Origin of the sequence: Brevibacterium sp., assembly GCF_031179145.1 — a bacterium.
GTDB lineage: Bacteria > Actinomycetota > Actinomycetes > Actinomycetales > Brevibacteriaceae > Brevibacterium.
In genome coordinates this window covers 284,108-299,353 of sequence record NZ_JAPSIB010000001.1, presented here as the reverse complement: position 1 = coordinate 299,353, position 15,246 = coordinate 284,108, and the positions used below count along the sequence as shown (strand labels likewise).

Sequence of the window (15,246 nt, the reverse complement as noted above, 5' to 3'; positions counted from 1 at the left end):
AACTGGGGCCTCCCCTGGCGTTTAGACTCATGGCGTGGCTGCGAAGAAATCTCATCTCCCGATCGCCCTGACCGTCGACCTGATCCTGGTGATCCTGTTTGCGATCATCGGCCATTACACACATTCTCACAACTTCGACCCGGTCGGGCTGTGGTCCACGGCTTGGCCGTTCCTCACCGGACTGGGCCTCGCCTGGCTGCTCTCCGCCGTCTGGGACCGCCCGGTCTCCCCGCTGCACACGGGTGGCGCGGTATGGGCGATCACGGTGCTCACGGCGCTCGTGATCCGGGTGCTGACGGGAGCGGGCACCGCAGGCGCCTTCATCGTCGTCGCCGCCGCCCTCAACTTCCTCACCCTCATCGGGTGGAGAGTCGTGGCGGCGGCGCTGACGAAGTCCGGGCGCTGACACTGAGCTTCTGAAACGAGCCCTTCCCGCACGGTCGTTCTGGGCAGGCCGCTCAGAGCAGGTCGGAGTTCGGGTACACCTCGGCGATCCGCTGGGACTCGTACGGCAGGGTCGTCGGGCAGCGGTCCGCGCCGAGGTGCATCATCCGCAGGTGCGTCACGCGCTCTCCCTTGCGCCCGGAGATCCGAGCCCATTCATCGGGGTTCGTCGTGTTCGGCAGGTCCTCGTGCTCGCTGAACTCCTCGGCGATGGCGGCGGCGAAGTGCTCCCGCCGCAGACCCCGCTCGCCGGAGTCCAGGAGGGTCTTGATCGCACCCTTCTTCGCTCGGTCGACGATGTTGTGGATCATGGCGCCCGAGGCGAAGTCCGAGAAGTGCAGGACCTCCTTCGAGCCGTCCGCGTACGTGACCTCGACGAACTCGTTCTCCGGGGTCTGCTCGTACATCCTCTCGACGCAGTAGCCGATGAGGGCGGCGACCGCCTCGGCGCGGGTGGCATGGCCCTCGAGCACGCTCGGGTGCAGGGGAAGCTCCTCGGTGATGTACTTCTCGAAGATGTCGCGGGCGGCGCGCGCATCGGGACGTTCGATCCGGATCTTCACGTCGAGGCGGCCCGGGCGCAGGATGGCGGGATCGATGAGGTCCTCACGGTTCGACGCGCCGATGACGATGACGTTGTCGAGCTTCTCGACGCCGTCGATCTCGGTCAGCAGCTGCGGCACGATCGTCGTCTCCACGTCCGAGGACTTCCCGGTCCCGCGGGTGCGGAAGAGCGATTCCATCTCGTCGAAGAACACGACCACGGGGAAGCCGGCCGAGGCCTTCTCGCGGGCGCGGGCGAAGATGATCCGCAGCTGCCTCTCGGTCTCGCCGACGTACTTGTCGAGCAGCTCCGGGCCCTTGATGTTGAGGAAGAAGGTCTTGCGACCGGTGCCGGCGCCGGTGCGGTCGGCCAGTGAGTTGGCGACAGCCTTGGCGATCAGCGTCTTCCCGCATCCGGGAGGGCCGTAGAGGAGGATGCCCTGGGGCGGTTTGAGGCCGTGTTCGGTGTAGAGCTGCGGATGCTCGAACGGAAGCTCGACGGCGTCCTTGATCTGGTCGATCTGATCGGACAGACCGCCGATGTCGGAGTAGGTGATGTCGGGGACCTCTTCGAGCAGCAGCGAGGACACCTCGGGCTTCTCGACGATCTGCAGGGCGAAGTGCGAGCGGGTGTCGACGACGACGGCATCGCCGACGCGCACACCCGAGTCGATGAGCTCCTGGCCGAGGGTGTAGACCTGCTCGTCGTCGCCCGGGGCGCCGACGAGGATGCGGGTGTCGTCGACGAACTCGCGGACCGTGACCACACCGCCCACGGGCGGGAACTCGCCGGTGCCGATGATGACGAGCCCCTCGGACAGGAGGACGTCGGCGCCCGCGCGCAGGGTCGCGGGGTCGACCTCGGGCCCCACGGCCACGCGCATCCGCCGGCCGCCGACGATGACGTCTGCGGCCACGCCCGTCTCCGTCAGACCGATGAGGGTGCCCCAGTTGTTCGGCGGCTCGGTCAGCCGCCGAGCCTCCTCCTTGATCCTGCCCAGCTCATCGCGGGCGGTGCGCAGAGTCTTCGACAGGGCTTCGTTCCGCTTGCCCGCGCTGTGCAGCTGCTGGCGCAGAGAGGCGGTGTCCTCGCGCAGCTTCTTGACCTCGGTGGTCGTCTCGGTCACTGGTCCTCCTTCGAGGTCGGGAACTCTCGGTTCAAACGCTTGCCCGCTTCGCGCATCACGCGGCGCAGCTTCTTGCCGGTTGCGGTCCGGGTGCCGATGGCCTCCTCCGTCACCTCGGGGCCGGTCCAGGCCTCGACGTCCTCGGATGAGGCGGGCGATCCCTGCGGTCGCTTCTTCTTCTCCAGGGGTGCGACTCCCGGCGCCATCCGACGGGCGGTGATGAGGAAGCCGGTGTGGGCGATCATCCGGTGATCGGGTCGCACGGCCAGACCGTCGACATGCCAGCCGCGGACCATCGATTCCATCGACTGCGGTTCGCTGTAGCTGCCGCTGGCGCGCAGGGCCTCGACGAACCGGGAGAGCTGCGGGACGGTGGCGACATAGGCGATGACGACGCCGCCGGGGGCCAGGGCCCGAGTCACCGACTCGAGCGTGGTCCAGGGAGTGAGCATGTCGAGGACGACCCGGTCGACCGTGCCGTCGGGATGGGCCTGCGGCAGCGCCTCGGCGAGATCCCCGACGGTGACGTCCCAGTTCGCTGGCCGGCCGTCGAAGAAGTCCGCGATGTTGCCGCCGGCGATGTGCGCGAACTCCTCGCGCAGCTCGAACGAGTGGACGCGTCCCCGGTCTCCGACGGCCCGCAGCAGGGCGATCGACAGGGCGCCGGAGCCGACACCGGCTTCGACGACGCATGCGCCGGGGAAGATGTCGCCGAGGGCGACGATGAGTCCGGCGTCCTTGGGATAGACGACGGCGGCCCCGCGCGGCATGGACAGGACGAAGTCCTCATAGAGGGGGCGGAAGACCTGGAAGTCGACGCCGCCGGTGTTGGTCACCACGATGCCCTCGGGGCGACCGATGATGTCCTCGTGCGGGATCAGTCCCTTGTGCGTGTGGAACACCTCGCCCGGGGCGAGCACGATCGTGTGCATGCGCCCCTTGGGGTCGGTGAGCTGGATCTTCTCCCCTGCGCTCAGCGCGCGTGCGGGTTGCGTCTGGGTTGACTCAGTCATGATGGTCCTACTCTACGCCGAGCAAGGCTGACCTAAGAACCCCGGCTCAGGCGGCGAGAAGCTCGTCGAAGAACTCCTGCAGGTCGATGACTCCCACCAGGGTGTTCTCGTCCATCACGAGGCAGAACTGGGCCTTCGGGCGGTGGGTCAGCGACTCGAGCAGGTGCGGGGCGGTGATGTCCTTGGGCACGCCGATCCAGCCGCCGAGGGGGCGGGCGACCTCTCCCGCGGGAACCTGCGCAAGAGAATCGCTGAGCCTCCTTGCTGCAGCATGACGGTCCACGAGGCCGAAGGGCAGTCCCTTCTGATCGAGGACGACGATCAGGGTCCGCTCCTTCGCATTGCCCAGCGTGTTGGCGTAGTCAAGGGTGTCGGCGAGGTCCGCGTCCCAGGTCGCCGCGATCGCCGGCTGGACCACCTGGGACAGGTCGTAGGTCTCCATCTTGCGGGCCCGCTTGGCGTGGGTGGCGGCGTCGCCGGCGGAGAACCAGAGCATGATCGCGATCAGCGACATCCACGCCACGGTCAGCGGGTCGGGGCGCTCCCCGGCGAGCAGCGGTGTGATCAGCGACCAGCCGATGAAGCCGACCGCGATGATCCGGCCGACCCAGCTGGCGACGATCGTGCCGATGTACTGCGAACCGGTCAGACGCCACATCAGCGCCTGCAGCGCCCACCCGCCGTCGAGCGGGATGCCCGGCAGCAGATTGATCGCGCCGAGCGCGACGTTGGCGAAGGTGACGGCGATGAGCAGCAGCCACCCGACCGAGGCCTGTGGAACCGCGCTCAGCGCCCACCAGCCGAGCAGGGCGAGGACGATATTGACGATGGGGCCGACGATGGAGATGACGAAGCTCGTCCACGCCGCCCGGTCGCGGGGGTTGTCGACCTGCGGTTCGAAGCGGGTGAACCCGCCCCAGATGTTGAGCTCGATCGCCGCGACCTTCAGCCCGTAGAACTGACCGGCCACACCGTGGGCGAGCTCATGGAGGAAGACGGAGAAGAACAGCAGCACGGCATAGGCGAAGGCGACCAGCCAGGCCCACGCGCCCAGGTCCGGGCGCACCGAGTTGAGCCACGGGGCGAACAGGATCGTGATGACGATCGCGGCCAGGAACCAGGACCACGCCAGGATCACCGGGGCGCCCAGCACTGTCCCCAGGCGCAAGCCCGAGGAGGCACCGGTCAGGTGATTTTTCGCGGCCATCGAAGGAAGTCCTCTTGATTCGGGGTCGGGAGTTCTCAAGCCTAGCAGTGCTCGGAGGCGAGATTCCGTCACGTCTCGCCGTGTCAGACCGACTCGCTAGAGTGGGTCCATGGCCGAGCTCAGCAGTCTCTCACCCTCCCGCGCGAACGACTTCCGGCAGTGTCCGCTGAAGTTCCGGTTCCGCAGCATCGACCGGCTCCCGGAGCCGCCGTCCCTGGCCGCATTCAAAGGAACGCTGGTCCATTCCGTCCTCGAGAGGCTCTTCACGCTTCCGGCCGAGGAGCGGACCGAGCCCGCCGCCGACCAGTTGCTGATGCCGGCCTGGGCCGAGCTCATCGAGAAGGATCCGACGGTGCTCGAGCTCTTCGCCCATGACGCCGAAAAGGAGACATTCTTCACATCTGCCAGGGCGCTGCTCCAGTCCTATTTCGCTCTCGAGTTCCCCGAGCACCTGGAGCCGGCGCAGACGGAGAAGTACGTGTCGACGACCCTGGACAACGGCCTCGAGCTGCGTGGCTTCATCGACCGCGTCGACGTCGCCCCGGGCGGGGAGAAGCGCCTCGTCGACTACAAGACCGGCAAGCAGCCGAAGCCCCAGTACGGTCAGGAGGCGAAGTTCCAGATGGGCTTCTACGCCCTTGTCGAGTATCGGCTCTCCGGCGATCTGGTCCACACCCTGCAGCTGATGTACCTCGGCTCGCGCAGTGTGCTCAAGCTGCACCCGACGCCTGCTGATCTCGAACGCACCGAGTTCGAGATCGCTGCGATCTGGAAGGACATCATCGCGGCCGCCGAGACCGACCGGTGGCGGCCGCGGAAGTCACCGCTGTGCAGCTGGTGCAGCTTCAAGCCGCTGTGCCCGGCCTGGGGCAACACCGCCCCTGCCACTCCGGAGATCACACGGATAGTCGGGACCTGAGTCCGCGCAGGTCGGCGATGGTGCGCCCGGCGAGGCTCGGCCACAGGTGGCGGCCGGGAATCGGTTCGAGCTCGACCAGGTGCGGGATCCCGACGGCGATGGTCCCGGCGGCCTCGGCACTGGTCAGGCCCGGCACGGAGTCCTCGAACGCCACGCAGTCGCCGGGGTCGAGACCGAGCATCGCCGCGGCCTTGAGGTAGGGCTCGGGAGCGGGTTTTCCGGCGCTGACCTCGTCGCCCGCCACGATGCCGTCGAAGCTGCCCGCCGGGCAGGAGGCCACAACCGCCTCGGCGAGGCTCCGGTAGGACGCGGTGACGAGGAGGCAGGGAATGCCCTCGGCCCGTGCGGCGGCGAGGAACTCGAGCGCCCCGGGGCGGAACGGCACCGCGACGCGGACCCGCTCGATCACCTTCTCGAGCAGCGTCTCGACGATGGTCTCGGGCGCCAGGTCGAGGCCCGCGGCACGCAGTATCCCCGCCGAGGTGAGCAGGTCGTTGCCGACGAACTGCAGTCCCTGCTCCTTCGTCCAGTCGAGTCCGTGAGCGCGCATCAGCTCGATCTCGGCCTCGATCCAGTACGGTTCCGTGTCGACAAGGGTTCCGTCCATATCCCAGAGGATCGCAGCAGGGTTCGTCATGATTCCAGCGTAATCTTGAAGCATGACTTTTCTCCCATCAGGGTCGCACTCGCTCGTGTTCGTCGCCTTCGAGGGCCAGGACGCAGACGCCTCCGAAGCCGCCAGTTCGCTGGTCAAGGACCTCATCGACGTGTGGCAGCTGGGCGAGAGCGAGTTGCTCGACACCGACGGCTTCTACGAGTTCCGGTTCTCGGAGCCCGAGATCGTCCGTGACGACACCGGGCGGGCGAAGATCGCCTGGCCCGGCATCGAGGTTCACCGGGGCACCCATGAGGGGATCCCGATCGCCGTCATCCACGGCCACGAGCCCGGACTCAAATGGCGCGAGTTCCTCGCCCTGATCATCAGCCGGATCTCGGTCGGGGACGCGGTCGTCCTCCTCGGCGGTCTCCATGCCGAAGTCCCCCACACGCGGCCCCTGCCGGTCGTCGCCAATACCGAGGACGCCGGGCTCGCCGCCGATCTGCACGTCGAGATCAACAGCTACGTCGGTCCGATCGGCATCCTCGGCCTCCTCGGCGTCGAATGCGCCTGGCATGGGATCCAGGCGATCAACCTGTGGGTCGGCGTCCCCGATTACCTGACGGACTCGCCGTCTCCGAAGGCGGAGCTGGCGCTCGCGCGGGCCGTCGAGGCGCACACCGGACTCGAGATCGACATCCCGGTGCTCGAGGAGGAGAGCCAGGCCTGGGAGCTCGGCGCCGATGAGCTCGTCGCCCTCAACCCGCAGCTGGCCGAGCTCGTCAAGGGCCTCGAACAGCTCAATGACTCCACCGAGCTGCCCGAGGCCAGCGGCGATGCGATCGCCGCGGAGTTCGAGCGGTATCTGCGCAAGCGCGGCCGCGAGAAGTAGGCGTCCCCGACCGGCGACGTCTCAGTCGAGCAGGCGAATGCCCAGCAGGGCGTCGACGGCCTCGGCGACCCGGTCGCCGCTGACGGATCTGTCGTCGCGGACCGGTGTGTCCGTGTAGTGCTCGGCCCAGTCGTCGAGGATGCCCAATGCCCGGGGGGCGTCGAGATCGTCGGCGAGGGCCTCGCGCAGGAGGCCGATGATGTGGACCCGCAGGCCCTCCCGGCACTCCGACTCGCACTGCGCGGCGTGGCGCCAGGCGGCCAGCCGCTTCTCAGCGGTGGCGAGGAGCTCCTCGGTGAAGTTCCAGTCGCTGCGGTAGTGGTTGCTCAGCAGCACCGTGCGGATCGCCATCGGGTCGACGCCGGATTCGCGCAGCTTCGAGACGAGCACGAGGTTGCCCTTCGACTTGCTCATCTTCTCGCCCTGGTAGCCGACCATCCCGGTGTGCATGTAGGTGCGGGCCAGCGGGGTCCGCTTCCAGGCGGCAGTGTGGGCGGCGCCCATCTCGTGGTGCGGGAAGACGAGGTCGCTGCCGCCTCCCTGCACGTCGAGCGGCAGCCCGACGTAGTCGGCGGCGATGACGGCGCATTCGATGTGCCAGCCCGGCCGGCCGGGCCCGAGGCTCGCCCCGTCCCAGGACGGTTCGCCGTCACGGGCGGCCCGCCACAGCAGGGCGTCGAGCGGGTCGTCCTTGCCCGGTGTCTCGGGGTCTCCCCCGCGCTCGGCGAAGAGGCGCAGCATCGTCGCCCGGTCGTCGTGGCTGACGCTGCCGAAGGCCGGCTGGACGGAGGTGGACACCCGGTAGTAGACGTCGCCGTTGTCGAGCGCATAGGCGGCACCGGCGGCGACGAGGTCCTCGACGGCGGTGACGACCTGCGGAATGGACTCGACGGCTCCGATGTAGTGGTCGGGCGGGAGGACGCGCAGCGCCTCCATGTCCGTGCGGAAGAGCTCGATCTGGTCGTCGGCGAGTTCGCGCCAGTCGAGCCCGCGTTCATTCGCCCTCTCCAGCAGCGGATCGTCGATGTCCGTGGTGTTCTGCACGTAGGCGACGTCGATGCCCGCATCGCGCCATACCCGGTTGAGCAGGTCAAAGGCCACATAGGTGGCGGCGTGGCCGAGATGGGTGGCGTCGTAGGGGGTGATTCCGCAGACATAGAGGCCGGCAGCGGAGCCGTTGCCCTGGAGTGTTCGCGGGCCCCTGCTGCCGGTGTCGAAGACGGTGGGCACGATGCCGGGGCTGGAGATTCGAGGGAGTGGGGGTTCGGACCAAGACTTCACGGAGCCCAGCCTAACCGAGACCCTCCCGGCTTGGCATTTCCTAGATCGGGGGCCAGGGGATGATCATCCGGTCCTCGGAGGGTTCGGGCCAGAAGCCCGATTCCGCGAGCCGTGCGGCGCGTCGCGTCAGGCAGGTGACCTCCGCCTGGGACAGGCACTCAACGAGTTGTGTGCGCAGAGTCTCAGGCATGCCGGCGACGGTGTCGAGGGCATCGACCTCGTCCTCGCCGAAGGACGATCCGGAGAAGCCCCAGAGCACGGTGCGCAGCTTCTCCTCGGCGTGGAATGTGAGGCCATTGTCGATCCCGTAGGTGGCGGGGTCGGCTCCCCTCCGCCCGAGCCCGGGCAGCACGCTGCCGCGGATGATGTGGCCAGCCTTCCGATCGGCGTTGTTGGCGAGCAGGTCGAAGAAGGCGATGCGGCGCAGTGCCTCCGAGGTCTCATGGGAGAGCACGAGGTCCCGGTCGTCGGGGGTGCGCAGGGCGAACATCGGGGCGTGTCCCGGCGGGATGGCCTCGATGCCGGTCAGGGCGACGGAGGCGTCGTCCCCGGCGTCCTCGACATAGGCCTGCAGGGATCCGGGACCGGCGGCGAGGTCCGACCGCACCACGGTCGGCGGGACGACGTCAAGGCCGAGATGCCGGCTGAGCCGGTAGGCCCCGACCTCCCGTCCCGCGAGGCTGCCCGGCGGGAAGTCGCGCAGCGGGCTCTCCCCCGAGGTGGGCTTGTAGACGGCACGCAGAGTCCGGTCGCCGTGCTCGACCACCACGAGGCGGGTGTCGTTGCTCGCCCGGGGGATCGTGCCCATGATCGTGCACGCACCCGCCGTCAGCACGTCCTCGACCACGTCGTGCATCAAGCCCGGGCGATCCCGTTGGCGCGGGGGCACAGGTGGCCGTCGGGCTCCAGCGGCAGCGAGCAGAACGGGCAGTCGCCGCGTCCGGCAGAGACGACCTGCTCGGCGCGGCGGGCGAATTCGCGGGCGCCGGCGGCGTCGAGCACGACCCTCAGCACCTCGCGCTCGACCTCATCGTCATCGGGGTCGGCCGAGGTGCCGGCCTGGGCGTCCTCCTCGGTGAGTTCGAAGCATTCGACGACGAGTTCGTGGGCGACGGTGTCCCAGCCCAGGCTCATCGTTCCGACCCGGAACTCGGGGTCGATGGGCACGTTGAGGCCGGCGTTGTCGATGCGCTCGTCGAGCGCGGTCTGGGGCACCCGAGCGGCAGGGTCCTTGATCATCACCATGTCGAGGAGCTCGGTGATCCGGTCGGCGAGGATCTCCACCTGTTCCTTCTCCACGACCACTGTGGTCAGGGCGGATTCCGATTTCGCCTGCAGAAGGAAGGTTCGCTCCCCCGGCAGTCCGATCGTGCCGACGACGAAACGATCCGGGGTGGGGTGATCGTACAAAGCTGCCATGACTCCAGCCTAGTTCAAACACTTACATGTCGAACCTGCCTGGGATACATTTGACCCATGAGCACTGATCCTCGTGAGGCCCTGGACGCATTCCTCGAAGCAGTGCGGGAGCACTACGCCGCATCCGCACACCGCAGTGGAGACGAAGACCCCCGAGTAGAGGCCGCCTACATGGCTCTGGCCGATGCATTCGAGATCTACGAAGACGCCATCTACACCGCTTTCGACGAGGTCACCCCATTCGAGCTCTTCGACGACGTCGAGGACGCCAGGGAGGACGAGGAACCCGAGGACGACTTCGTCGTCGTTGACGACGACGAGGACTGAGCGCCGCGGACCGGCCCGGTCAGGAGATCTGGTCGAGCACCTCGGAGATCTCCGGTTCGAGTTCGACGTCGCTGGCGACGAGGGTCGCCAGCTGCTCGGGAGTCCTGGCCGACACCAGCGACGAGGTGATTCCCCGGTGCCGATTGAACGCCAGCGCGATGTCGACGGGGCTCACTCCCAACGCCGCCGCGGCCTTGCGCACCCCTGCCAGCACCGATGAGCAGCGGTCGTCGAGGTAGGCGCCGACGTAGTCCGAGAGCTCTCCGGCGACGCGCGAATCCTGTGGGGTGCCGCGGGTGTACCTGTCCGACAGCACTCCCCTGCCCAGGCTCGCGCCGGCGATGAGCCCGACCCCGGCGTAGTCGGCGGCAGGCATGAGGTCGCTCTCCGCGTCCCGGCAGAGCAGCGAGTACTCGGCCAGCGCTGCGCTGATGGGCACCGGCATGTGCCGCATCTCGGCCAGCTGCCACCCGGAGTGGTGGGAGACCGCGACGTAGCGGACCTTGCCCAGCGTCAGCAGGGTGTGAAGCGCCGAGGCGGTCTCCTCCTTCTCGACGACCTCGTCGAAGACGTCGAGGACGAGGATGTCGATGTGGTCGCGGCGCGTGGTCTCCAGCAGCCGATCCACCTGGTCGAGGATGCGTGAGCGCCCCAGTCCGACCTCGATGTGGGAAGTCTCACTCATGGACACGCCCACCCGGGCGAGCAGCACGATCTCTGCGGGAACACTCAGCCGACCGAAGATCGTGGCGGCCCCGGTTCCCGAACTGGGCAGCTCGACGAGGTTGCCACCAGCGGCGACGAACTCGTCGACGAGGGTCTGCGCCACCGTGGCATCCACCCTGTGGCCCCACTCGAAGGTCCCCAGACCCAGATCGCTGACATCAAGACCGGTGGTGCCGAGGCGCTGCTGCTTCATGATTGTTGAGGTTACCCGATTCGGCGACTACCTTGGATCTGTTCCCTTTTCTCCGATTGAGGAATCTTCTCTCCCCTCCCCTTCTCTCGATCGTCTACCCAAGGAGTCGCATGTACGACTGGCTGGTCGCCGCCGTGCTTGGAATCGTTCAGGCACTGACGGAATTTCTGCCGATCTCATCGTCGGCGCACGTGCGCATCGTTGGTGAGTGGATGCTTCCGGGACAGGATCCCGGCGCCTTCTTCACCGCCATCATCCAGATCGGCACCGAACTGGCCGTCGTCGTGTACTTCTGGAAGGACATCGTCACGATCGTGCGGAAGTGGTGTCTGGCACTCGTCGGCAAGCACGACCGCCACGATCCCGAGGTCCGCCTCGGCTGGCTGATCATCATCGGATCGATCCCGATCGTCGTCATCGGACTCCTGTTCGAGGACTACATCGAAGGGGCGCTGCGCAGCCTGTGGATCACCGCGACGATGCTCATCGCCTTCGGTCTCCTCATCGGCCTCGCCGACTGGGTCGGCAAACGGCAGTACACGCTCGAGGACATGACCTGGAGGCAGGGCATCCTGTTCGGACTCGCGCAGGCCCTCGCCGTCATCCCCGGCGTCTCCCGCTCCGGCGGCACGATCATGGCCGGACGGTTCATGGGCTTCTCCCGCCCCGAGGCGGCCCGCTACTCATTCCTGCTCGCGATCCCGGCCGTGCTCGGCGCGGGGTTCTACGGATTGTTCAAGAGCCTCGGCAACCCCGACATGGTCATCGGGTGGGGGCCGACGATCATGGCCACCGTCATCGCGTTCGGGCTCGGCCTCGCCGTCATCCACTGGTTCCTCGGCTACGTCAAGACCCGGTCGTTCGCGATCTTCGTCTGGTACCGCGTGGCGCTCGGCATCCTCCTCTACATCCTGCTGGGCACCGGAGCCATCAGCGCGATCTGATCTCAGCCCGGCGGTGTGTCCTCCGGCGTCTGCAGCCCTCCGCCGCCGGGCTCCCCGCCCACGGCGATGCCTGCGGCGGTGACGGACATCGCCGTCATCACCGGGTGGGGGCCGCCGAAGTCGATGACGGTGAACGAGCCGGGAGCCACGCTCAACCGCTGGAAGTCATCGAGGGGCATCCCGAGCGCAGCGGCGACGATCGCCTTGATGATGTCGCCATGGCTGATGAGCATCGCCCACAGCGGCGCGCCCTCGCCCGACTCGGATCTGGACTTCTCCTCGCCGCGCAGCTCATCGACCACCCGGTGGACGAGACCCACCGACCGCGCCGCCGCCTCGGCGATCGACTCCCCCGCGGGGAACCGCACCTGTGAGGCGCGCTCGAGGACGAGACGCCATTCGTCCAGGGTGCTCAGCTCCTCGAGGCTGCGCCCCGTCCAGTCTCCGTAGTCGAGTTCGATGATGTCGGGGTTCGCCTCGATCGAGTCGAAGTCGGCCATCCGCGCCGCGATCCGGGCCGTCTGCTCACAGCGCAGCAGAGGGGAATGGAGCAGCCGGGTGAAGGAGCGCTGCGGCAGCATCCGCAGCGTGTCCTCCAAAGCGCTCACACCTTGCTCGGTCAGCGACACGCCTGGCGAGTGTCCGGCGAGGATCCCTGCCGTATTCGCACTCGAGATCCCGTGTCGCAGAAGGACGATGACGGGCATATGCCCAAGACTAGCCGACATCGTTTATGGTGGGCCTATGAAGCGACAGCGGCCGACCATGACCTACGAGTTCCGCAAGGTCTCGTTCTCCAAGGACGTGCCTCGCTCCGTGAGCCTGCAGGAGCTGACCGACCAGGCCGAGTACGGGAAGTGGGAGCTCGCCCGCACCCGCATCTCCGCCGGTGGCACCCGCACCGTGTGGCTGCGCCGCAAGATCATGCCGCTGGCCACGTCCCAGCGGCCCTGAACCCTCACCCTTGACCGTCGGCCCAGTGACCCCGAGTCCGCGCCCGTGACCGTCGGCCCAGTGACCCCGAGTCCGCGCCCGTGACCGTCGGCCCGGTGAGTCCCCGCCCGTGATCACCCGATCGACGCCGAGCCCGCTGCCGCTCCTGTCGGCGGGACTCGTCACCATCGTCGCCGGCGCCTCCATGTCCCTGCAGGGGCGCGCCAACGGCGTCCTCGGCCTCGTGCTCGGCCACGCGGTCTATGCCGCCCTGGTCTCCTTCGCCACCGGCCTGCTGCTCCTGGTCGCCGTGCTCATCTGCTCCCCGCGCTCGCGCACCGCGACCATGCTCCTCATCCGGCTCGTGCGCGGTCGGGTCCTGCCGTGGTGGATGCTGCTCGGCGGCCTGAGTGGAGCCCTGGTCGTCATCGCCCAGGCCACGACCGTGCCGCTGATGGGAGTGGCGATGTTCACGATGGCGTTCGTCTCCGGACAGGTTGTGGGCGGGATGGGCGTCGATGCGACCCGCCTGCCGCCGGGCGGCAGGCAACGGCCGAGCGCCTTCCGGATCCTCGGCGTCCTCGTCGTCATCGCAGCCCTCGTCCTCAGCTCCGGGGAGCGACTCGACCTCGGGGTTCCGCTCTGGGCCCCTCTCCTGCCCTTCGTCTCCGGAATGCTGACGGCAGTGCAGCAGGCGTTCAACGACCGCATCCGGCTGGCCACGGGTTCGGCGGTGGTGGCGACGACCGTGAACTTCGTCTCCGGCCTCATCCTGCCAATCGCGATCACCGGTGCCCTGCTGGCCGCAGGAGTCACCTGGGACGGCTTCCCCACCGCTGTCGGTCAGTGGTGGACTCTGCTCGGCGGCACCTTGGGCGTCGTGTTCATCGCGCTCACGGCGCGCACTGTCAGACGCCTCGGCGTGCTCCGGCTGAGCCTGTTCTCACTCTTCGGCAACCTCGCCGGGGCGCTCGCGCTCGACGTCTGGTTGCCGATGTCCTCATCCCTGGTCAGCGGCACCACGGCTGCCGGCGCGGCGCTCGTGCTGGTCGGGATCGGACTCACCCTGATCCCGGGAGGCGGAAGTGGCCGCAGCCCGAGCGCGGGCGGTCCGCTCAGGCCTTGAGGCGACCCGCTCAGGCCTTGAGCAGGAAGTTCCCGAGGACCCGAGCGCCGAACTTGAGCGCGGACACGGGCACCCGTTCGTCGACGCCGTGGAACATGGCCGGGAAGTCGAGATCGCCGGTCAGCTGGAGGGGCGCGAATCCGTAGCCGGTGATCCCCAGCTCCGCCAGCGACTTGTTGTCGGTGCCGCCCGAGAGCGTGTACGGGAGCACTCTGGCACCCGGATCCTCGGCGAGCAGGCTCGCCTTCATCTGCGCCACCAGCGGAGTGTCGAAGGGGGCTTCGAGGGCGATGCCCTCGGTGGCGACGTCGATGTCGATCCCGGGTCCCGCCAGTTCCTTGATCTGGAGCATCACGTCCTCGTGCTGTCCCGGCAGCGTGCGGCAGTCGATGTACGCCGAGGCGGTGCCCGGGATCACATTGTGCTTGTATCCGGCTTCGAGGAGCGTCGGATTCGAGGTGTTCTGGAGGGTGGGGGCGACGAATTTCTCGACCGAGCCGAGTTCGGCGAGCAGCTGCGGGATCGTCTCGGACCGGAATTCGATGCCGGTGATCTCGGACACCCCCTCGAGCAGCTGCCGGGTGGCGATCGGGATCTCCTGCGGCCACGGGTGGGAGCCGATCCTCGCAATGGCCGCCGCCAGCAGGGTCACGGGATTGTCGTCGTTGCGCTGGGACCCGTGGCCGGCGGTGCCGCGGGCGAGGAGGTTGAGCCAGGCGAGGCCCTTCTCCGCGGTCTGGACGAGGTAGACCCGCTGCCCGCGGATGTCGACGGAGTAGCCGCCGACCTCGGAGACCGCCTCGGTGGCGCCGGCGAAGAGCTCGGGATGGTTCTTCACCATGTACCCGGCGCCGTACGCGCCTCCGGCCTCCTCATCGGCGAAGAACGCGATGATGAGGTCGCGGCGGGGGCGGTGCCCCGACCGGAGCATGTCGCGGACGGCGGCGATGATCATCGCATCCATGTCCTTCATGTCCACCGCTCCCCGGCCCCAGAGCATTCCGTCCCTGATCTCACCGGCGAACGGGTCGACGCTCCAGTCCTCGGCGGCAGCGGGCACGACATCGGTGTGCCCGTGGACGACGAGGGCCCCGGCGTCCGGGTCGGTTCCGGGGATGCGGGCGACGAGGGAGGCGCGGCCGGGCTCGGACTCGACGATCGACGACGTCAGCCCCACCTCGTCGAACCATCCGGCGATGAGATCCGCGGCAGGACGTTCGGGGTTGGCGCGGTTGCCGCCCCAGTTCTGGGTGTCGATGCGGATGAGCTGCTGGCACAGGGAGGTGACTTCGGCCTCGGCGGCGCTGAAATCGTACACGTGGATCTCCGATCGGTGGCTGTGACGGTGCGAACGCATCCAGCCTATCGCCGCAGCTCCGGATCCGGCCGATCCGCCGGTGAATGAACTCAAGGCCCCCGGATCGAAATCCGGAGGCCTTGACGTTGTGCGCAGAGGGGGACTTGAACCCCCACGCCCGATAAGTTGGGCACTAGCACCTCAAGCTAGCGCGTCTACCAATTCCGCCACCCGCGCTGGCAACAGGTATTACTTTA

At 68.0% G+C, this 15,246-nt stretch carries 17 protein-coding genes and 1 tRNA gene; 7 read left to right on the top strand and 11 right to left on the bottom strand.

Features of this window, described 5'->3' with window-relative positions; translation table 11 throughout:
- Nucleotides 1–34 precede the first annotated feature (34 nt).
- Complete coding sequence (locus RIT73_RS01355; protein WP_309130251.1) at nt 35–406, top strand: DUF3054 domain-containing protein; 372 nt, start codon at nt 35–37, stop codon at nt 404–406.
- A 52-nt stretch (nt 407–458) separates the two neighbouring features.
- Here the strand turns inward: RIT73_RS01355 and arc are convergent, their stop codons facing one another.
- The 3 genes from arc to RIT73_RS01340 are packed head-to-tail and all read right to left on the bottom strand — an operon-like array spanning nt 459 to nt 4,334.
- Complete coding sequence (arc, locus tag RIT73_RS01350) at nt 459–2,114, bottom strand: proteasome ATPase (protein WP_309130250.1); 1,656 nt, start codon at nt 2,112–2,114, stop codon at nt 459–461.
- Complete coding sequence (locus RIT73_RS01345) at nt 2,111–3,127, bottom strand: tRNA (adenine-N1)-methyltransferase (RefSeq protein ID WP_309130249.1); 1,017 nt, start codon at nt 3,125–3,127, stop codon at nt 2,111–2,113. Before RIT73_RS01345 ends, arc begins: the two co-directional genes overlap by 4 nt.
- A 46-nt stretch (nt 3,128–3,173) precedes the next feature.
- Nucleotides 3,174–4,334, bottom strand: coding sequence for a site-2 protease family protein (locus RIT73_RS01340; protein ID WP_309130248.1), 1,161 nt, complete (start codon nt 4,332–4,334; stop codon nt 3,174–3,176).
- Nucleotides 4,335–4,443: 109 nt separating this feature from the next.
- Between RIT73_RS01340 and RIT73_RS01335 the strand changes: the two genes are divergently transcribed.
- Nucleotides 4,444–5,253: a PD-(D/E)XK nuclease family protein gene (locus RIT73_RS01335; RefSeq protein WP_309130247.1), complete on the top strand. Its 810-nt coding sequence runs from the start codon at nt 4,444–4,446 to the stop codon at nt 5,251–5,253.
- Here RIT73_RS01335 and RIT73_RS01330 read toward each other — a convergent pair.
- Nucleotides 5,231–5,890, bottom strand: coding sequence for an HAD family phosphatase (locus RIT73_RS01330; protein WP_309130246.1), 660 nt, complete (start codon nt 5,888–5,890; stop codon nt 5,231–5,233). The genes RIT73_RS01335 and RIT73_RS01330 overlap by 23 nt on opposite strands.
- Before the next feature lie 22 nt (nt 5,891–5,912).
- Between RIT73_RS01330 and RIT73_RS01325 the strand changes: the two genes are divergently transcribed.
- The gene (locus tag RIT73_RS01325) at nt 5,913–6,743 is read left to right on the top strand and encodes a PAC2 family protein (RefSeq protein WP_309130245.1); all 831 of its coding nucleotides are present in this window, start codon (nt 5,913–5,915) and stop codon (nt 6,741–6,743) included.
- Nucleotides 6,744–6,764: 21 nt separating this feature from the next.
- On the opposite strand, the gene mshC is transcribed toward RIT73_RS01325, so the two are convergent.
- From mshC to RIT73_RS01310, 3 genes are read right to left on the bottom strand one after another with little or no spacing between them, the layout of a single operon-like run.
- Nucleotides 6,765–8,024 (bottom strand): cysteine--1-D-myo-inosityl 2-amino-2-deoxy-alpha-D-glucopyranoside ligase, encoded by a 1,260-nt coding sequence (gene mshC / locus RIT73_RS01320; RefSeq protein ID WP_309130244.1) that lies wholly within the window; start codon nt 8,022–8,024, stop codon nt 6,765–6,767.
- Between the two features lie 40 nt (nt 8,025–8,064).
- Nucleotides 8,065–8,880 (bottom strand): SCO1664 family protein, encoded by an 816-nt coding sequence (locus RIT73_RS01315; protein ID WP_309130243.1) that lies wholly within the window; start codon nt 8,878–8,880, stop codon nt 8,065–8,067.
- Nucleotides 8,880–9,443 (bottom strand): DUF3090 domain-containing protein, encoded by a 564-nt coding sequence (locus tag RIT73_RS01310; RefSeq protein WP_309130242.1) that lies wholly within the window; start codon nt 9,441–9,443, stop codon nt 8,880–8,882. The genes RIT73_RS01315 and RIT73_RS01310 overlap by 1 nt, the downstream gene beginning before the upstream one ends.
- 57 nt (nt 9,444–9,500) lie before the next feature.
- On the opposite strand from RIT73_RS01310, the gene RIT73_RS01305 reads away from it, so the two are divergent.
- A complete protein-coding gene (locus tag RIT73_RS01305) occupies nt 9,501–9,770 on the top strand; it encodes a hypothetical protein (protein ID WP_309130241.1) in 270 nt (89 codons plus the stop codon).
- A gap of 19 nt (nt 9,771–9,789) precedes the next feature.
- Here the strand turns inward: RIT73_RS01305 and RIT73_RS01300 are convergent, their stop codons facing one another.
- A complete protein-coding gene (locus RIT73_RS01300) occupies nt 9,790–10,689 on the bottom strand; it encodes an aldo/keto reductase (protein ID WP_309130240.1) in 900 nt (299 codons plus the stop codon).
- Between the two features lie 110 nt (nt 10,690–10,799).
- On the opposite strand from RIT73_RS01300, the gene RIT73_RS01295 reads away from it, so the two are divergent.
- Nucleotides 10,800–11,633, top strand: a complete 834-nt coding sequence (locus tag RIT73_RS01295) for an undecaprenyl-diphosphate phosphatase (protein ID WP_309130239.1) — start codon at nt 10,800–10,802, stop codon at nt 11,631–11,633.
- A gap of 2 nt (nt 11,634–11,635) precedes the next feature.
- Here the strand turns inward: RIT73_RS01295 and RIT73_RS01290 are convergent, their stop codons facing one another.
- Nucleotides 11,636–12,340 carry a histidine phosphatase family protein gene (locus RIT73_RS01290; protein ID WP_309130238.1) on the bottom strand — a complete coding sequence of 235 codons (705 nt, stop codon included), beginning with the start codon at nt 12,338–12,340 and terminating at the stop codon, nt 11,636–11,638.
- A 37-nt stretch (nt 12,341–12,377) separates the two neighbouring features.
- On the opposite strand from RIT73_RS01290, the gene RIT73_RS01285 reads away from it, so the two are divergent.
- Together RIT73_RS01285 and RIT73_RS01280 are read left to right on the top strand one after the other, a co-directional pair.
- A complete protein-coding gene (locus tag RIT73_RS01285) occupies nt 12,378–12,587 on the top strand; it encodes a DUF5703 family protein (protein ID WP_309130237.1) in 210 nt (69 codons plus the stop codon).
- Between the two features lie 109 nt (nt 12,588–12,696).
- Entirely contained in the window at nt 12,697–13,692 is a 996-nt protein-coding gene (locus RIT73_RS01280) for a DMT family transporter (protein ID WP_309130236.1), read from the top strand.
- Nucleotides 13,693–13,702: 10 nt separating this feature from the next.
- Here RIT73_RS01280 and RIT73_RS01275 read toward each other — a convergent pair whose 3' ends face one another.
- Together RIT73_RS01275 and RIT73_RS01270 are read right to left on the bottom strand one after the other, a co-directional pair.
- Nucleotides 13,703–15,049, bottom strand: coding sequence for a M20/M25/M40 family metallo-hydrolase (locus RIT73_RS01275; RefSeq protein ID WP_309130235.1), 1,347 nt, complete (start codon nt 15,047–15,049; stop codon nt 13,703–13,705).
- An 89-nt stretch (nt 15,050–15,138) separates the two neighbouring features.
- Nucleotides 15,139–15,226: transfer RNA gene (locus tag RIT73_RS01270), tRNA-Leu, on the bottom strand.
- Nucleotides 15,227–15,246 lie beyond the last annotated feature (20 nt).

Coding starts and splice junctions, on each gene's coding strand:
- RIT73_RS01345 (WP_309130249.1), bottom strand. CDS start 3,127: ATGACTGAGTCAACCCAGACGCAACCCGCACGCGCGCTGAGCGCAGGG.
- RIT73_RS01340 (WP_309130248.1), bottom strand. CDS start 4,334: ATGGCCGCGAAAAATCACCTGACCGGTGCCTCCTCGGGCTTGCGCCTG.
- RIT73_RS01335 (WP_309130247.1), top strand. CDS start 4,444: ATGGCCGAGCTCAGCAGTCTCTCACCCTCCCGCGCGAACGACTTCCGG.
- RIT73_RS01330 (WP_309130246.1), bottom strand. CDS start 5,890: ATGACGAACCCTGCTGCGATCCTCTGGGATATGGACGGAACCCTTGTC.
- RIT73_RS01325 (WP_309130245.1), top strand. CDS start 5,913: ATGACTTTTCTCCCATCAGGGTCGCACTCGCTCGTGTTCGTCGCCTTC.
- RIT73_RS01315 (WP_309130243.1), bottom strand. CDS start 8,880: ATGCACGACGTGGTCGAGGACGTGCTGACGGCGGGTGCGTGCACGATC.
- RIT73_RS01310 (WP_309130242.1), bottom strand. CDS start 9,443: ATGGCAGCTTTGTACGATCACCCCACCCCGGATCGTTTCGTCGTCGGC.
- RIT73_RS01305 (WP_309130241.1), top strand. CDS start 9,501: ATGAGCACTGATCCTCGTGAGGCCCTGGACGCATTCCTCGAAGCAGTG.
- RIT73_RS01300 (WP_309130240.1), bottom strand. CDS start 10,689: ATGAAGCAGCAGCGCCTCGGCACCACCGGTCTTGATGTCAGCGATCTG.
- RIT73_RS01295 (WP_309130239.1), top strand. CDS start 10,800: ATGTACGACTGGCTGGTCGCCGCCGTGCTTGGAATCGTTCAGGCACTG.
- RIT73_RS01290 (WP_309130238.1), bottom strand. CDS start 12,340: ATGCCCGTCATCGTCCTTCTGCGACACGGGATCTCGAGTGCGAATACG.
- RIT73_RS01285 (WP_309130237.1), top strand. CDS start 12,378: ATGAAGCGACAGCGGCCGACCATGACCTACGAGTTCCGCAAGGTCTCG.
- RIT73_RS01275 (WP_309130235.1), bottom strand. CDS start 15,049: ATGCGTTCGCACCGTCACAGCCACCGATCGGAGATCCACGTGTACGAT.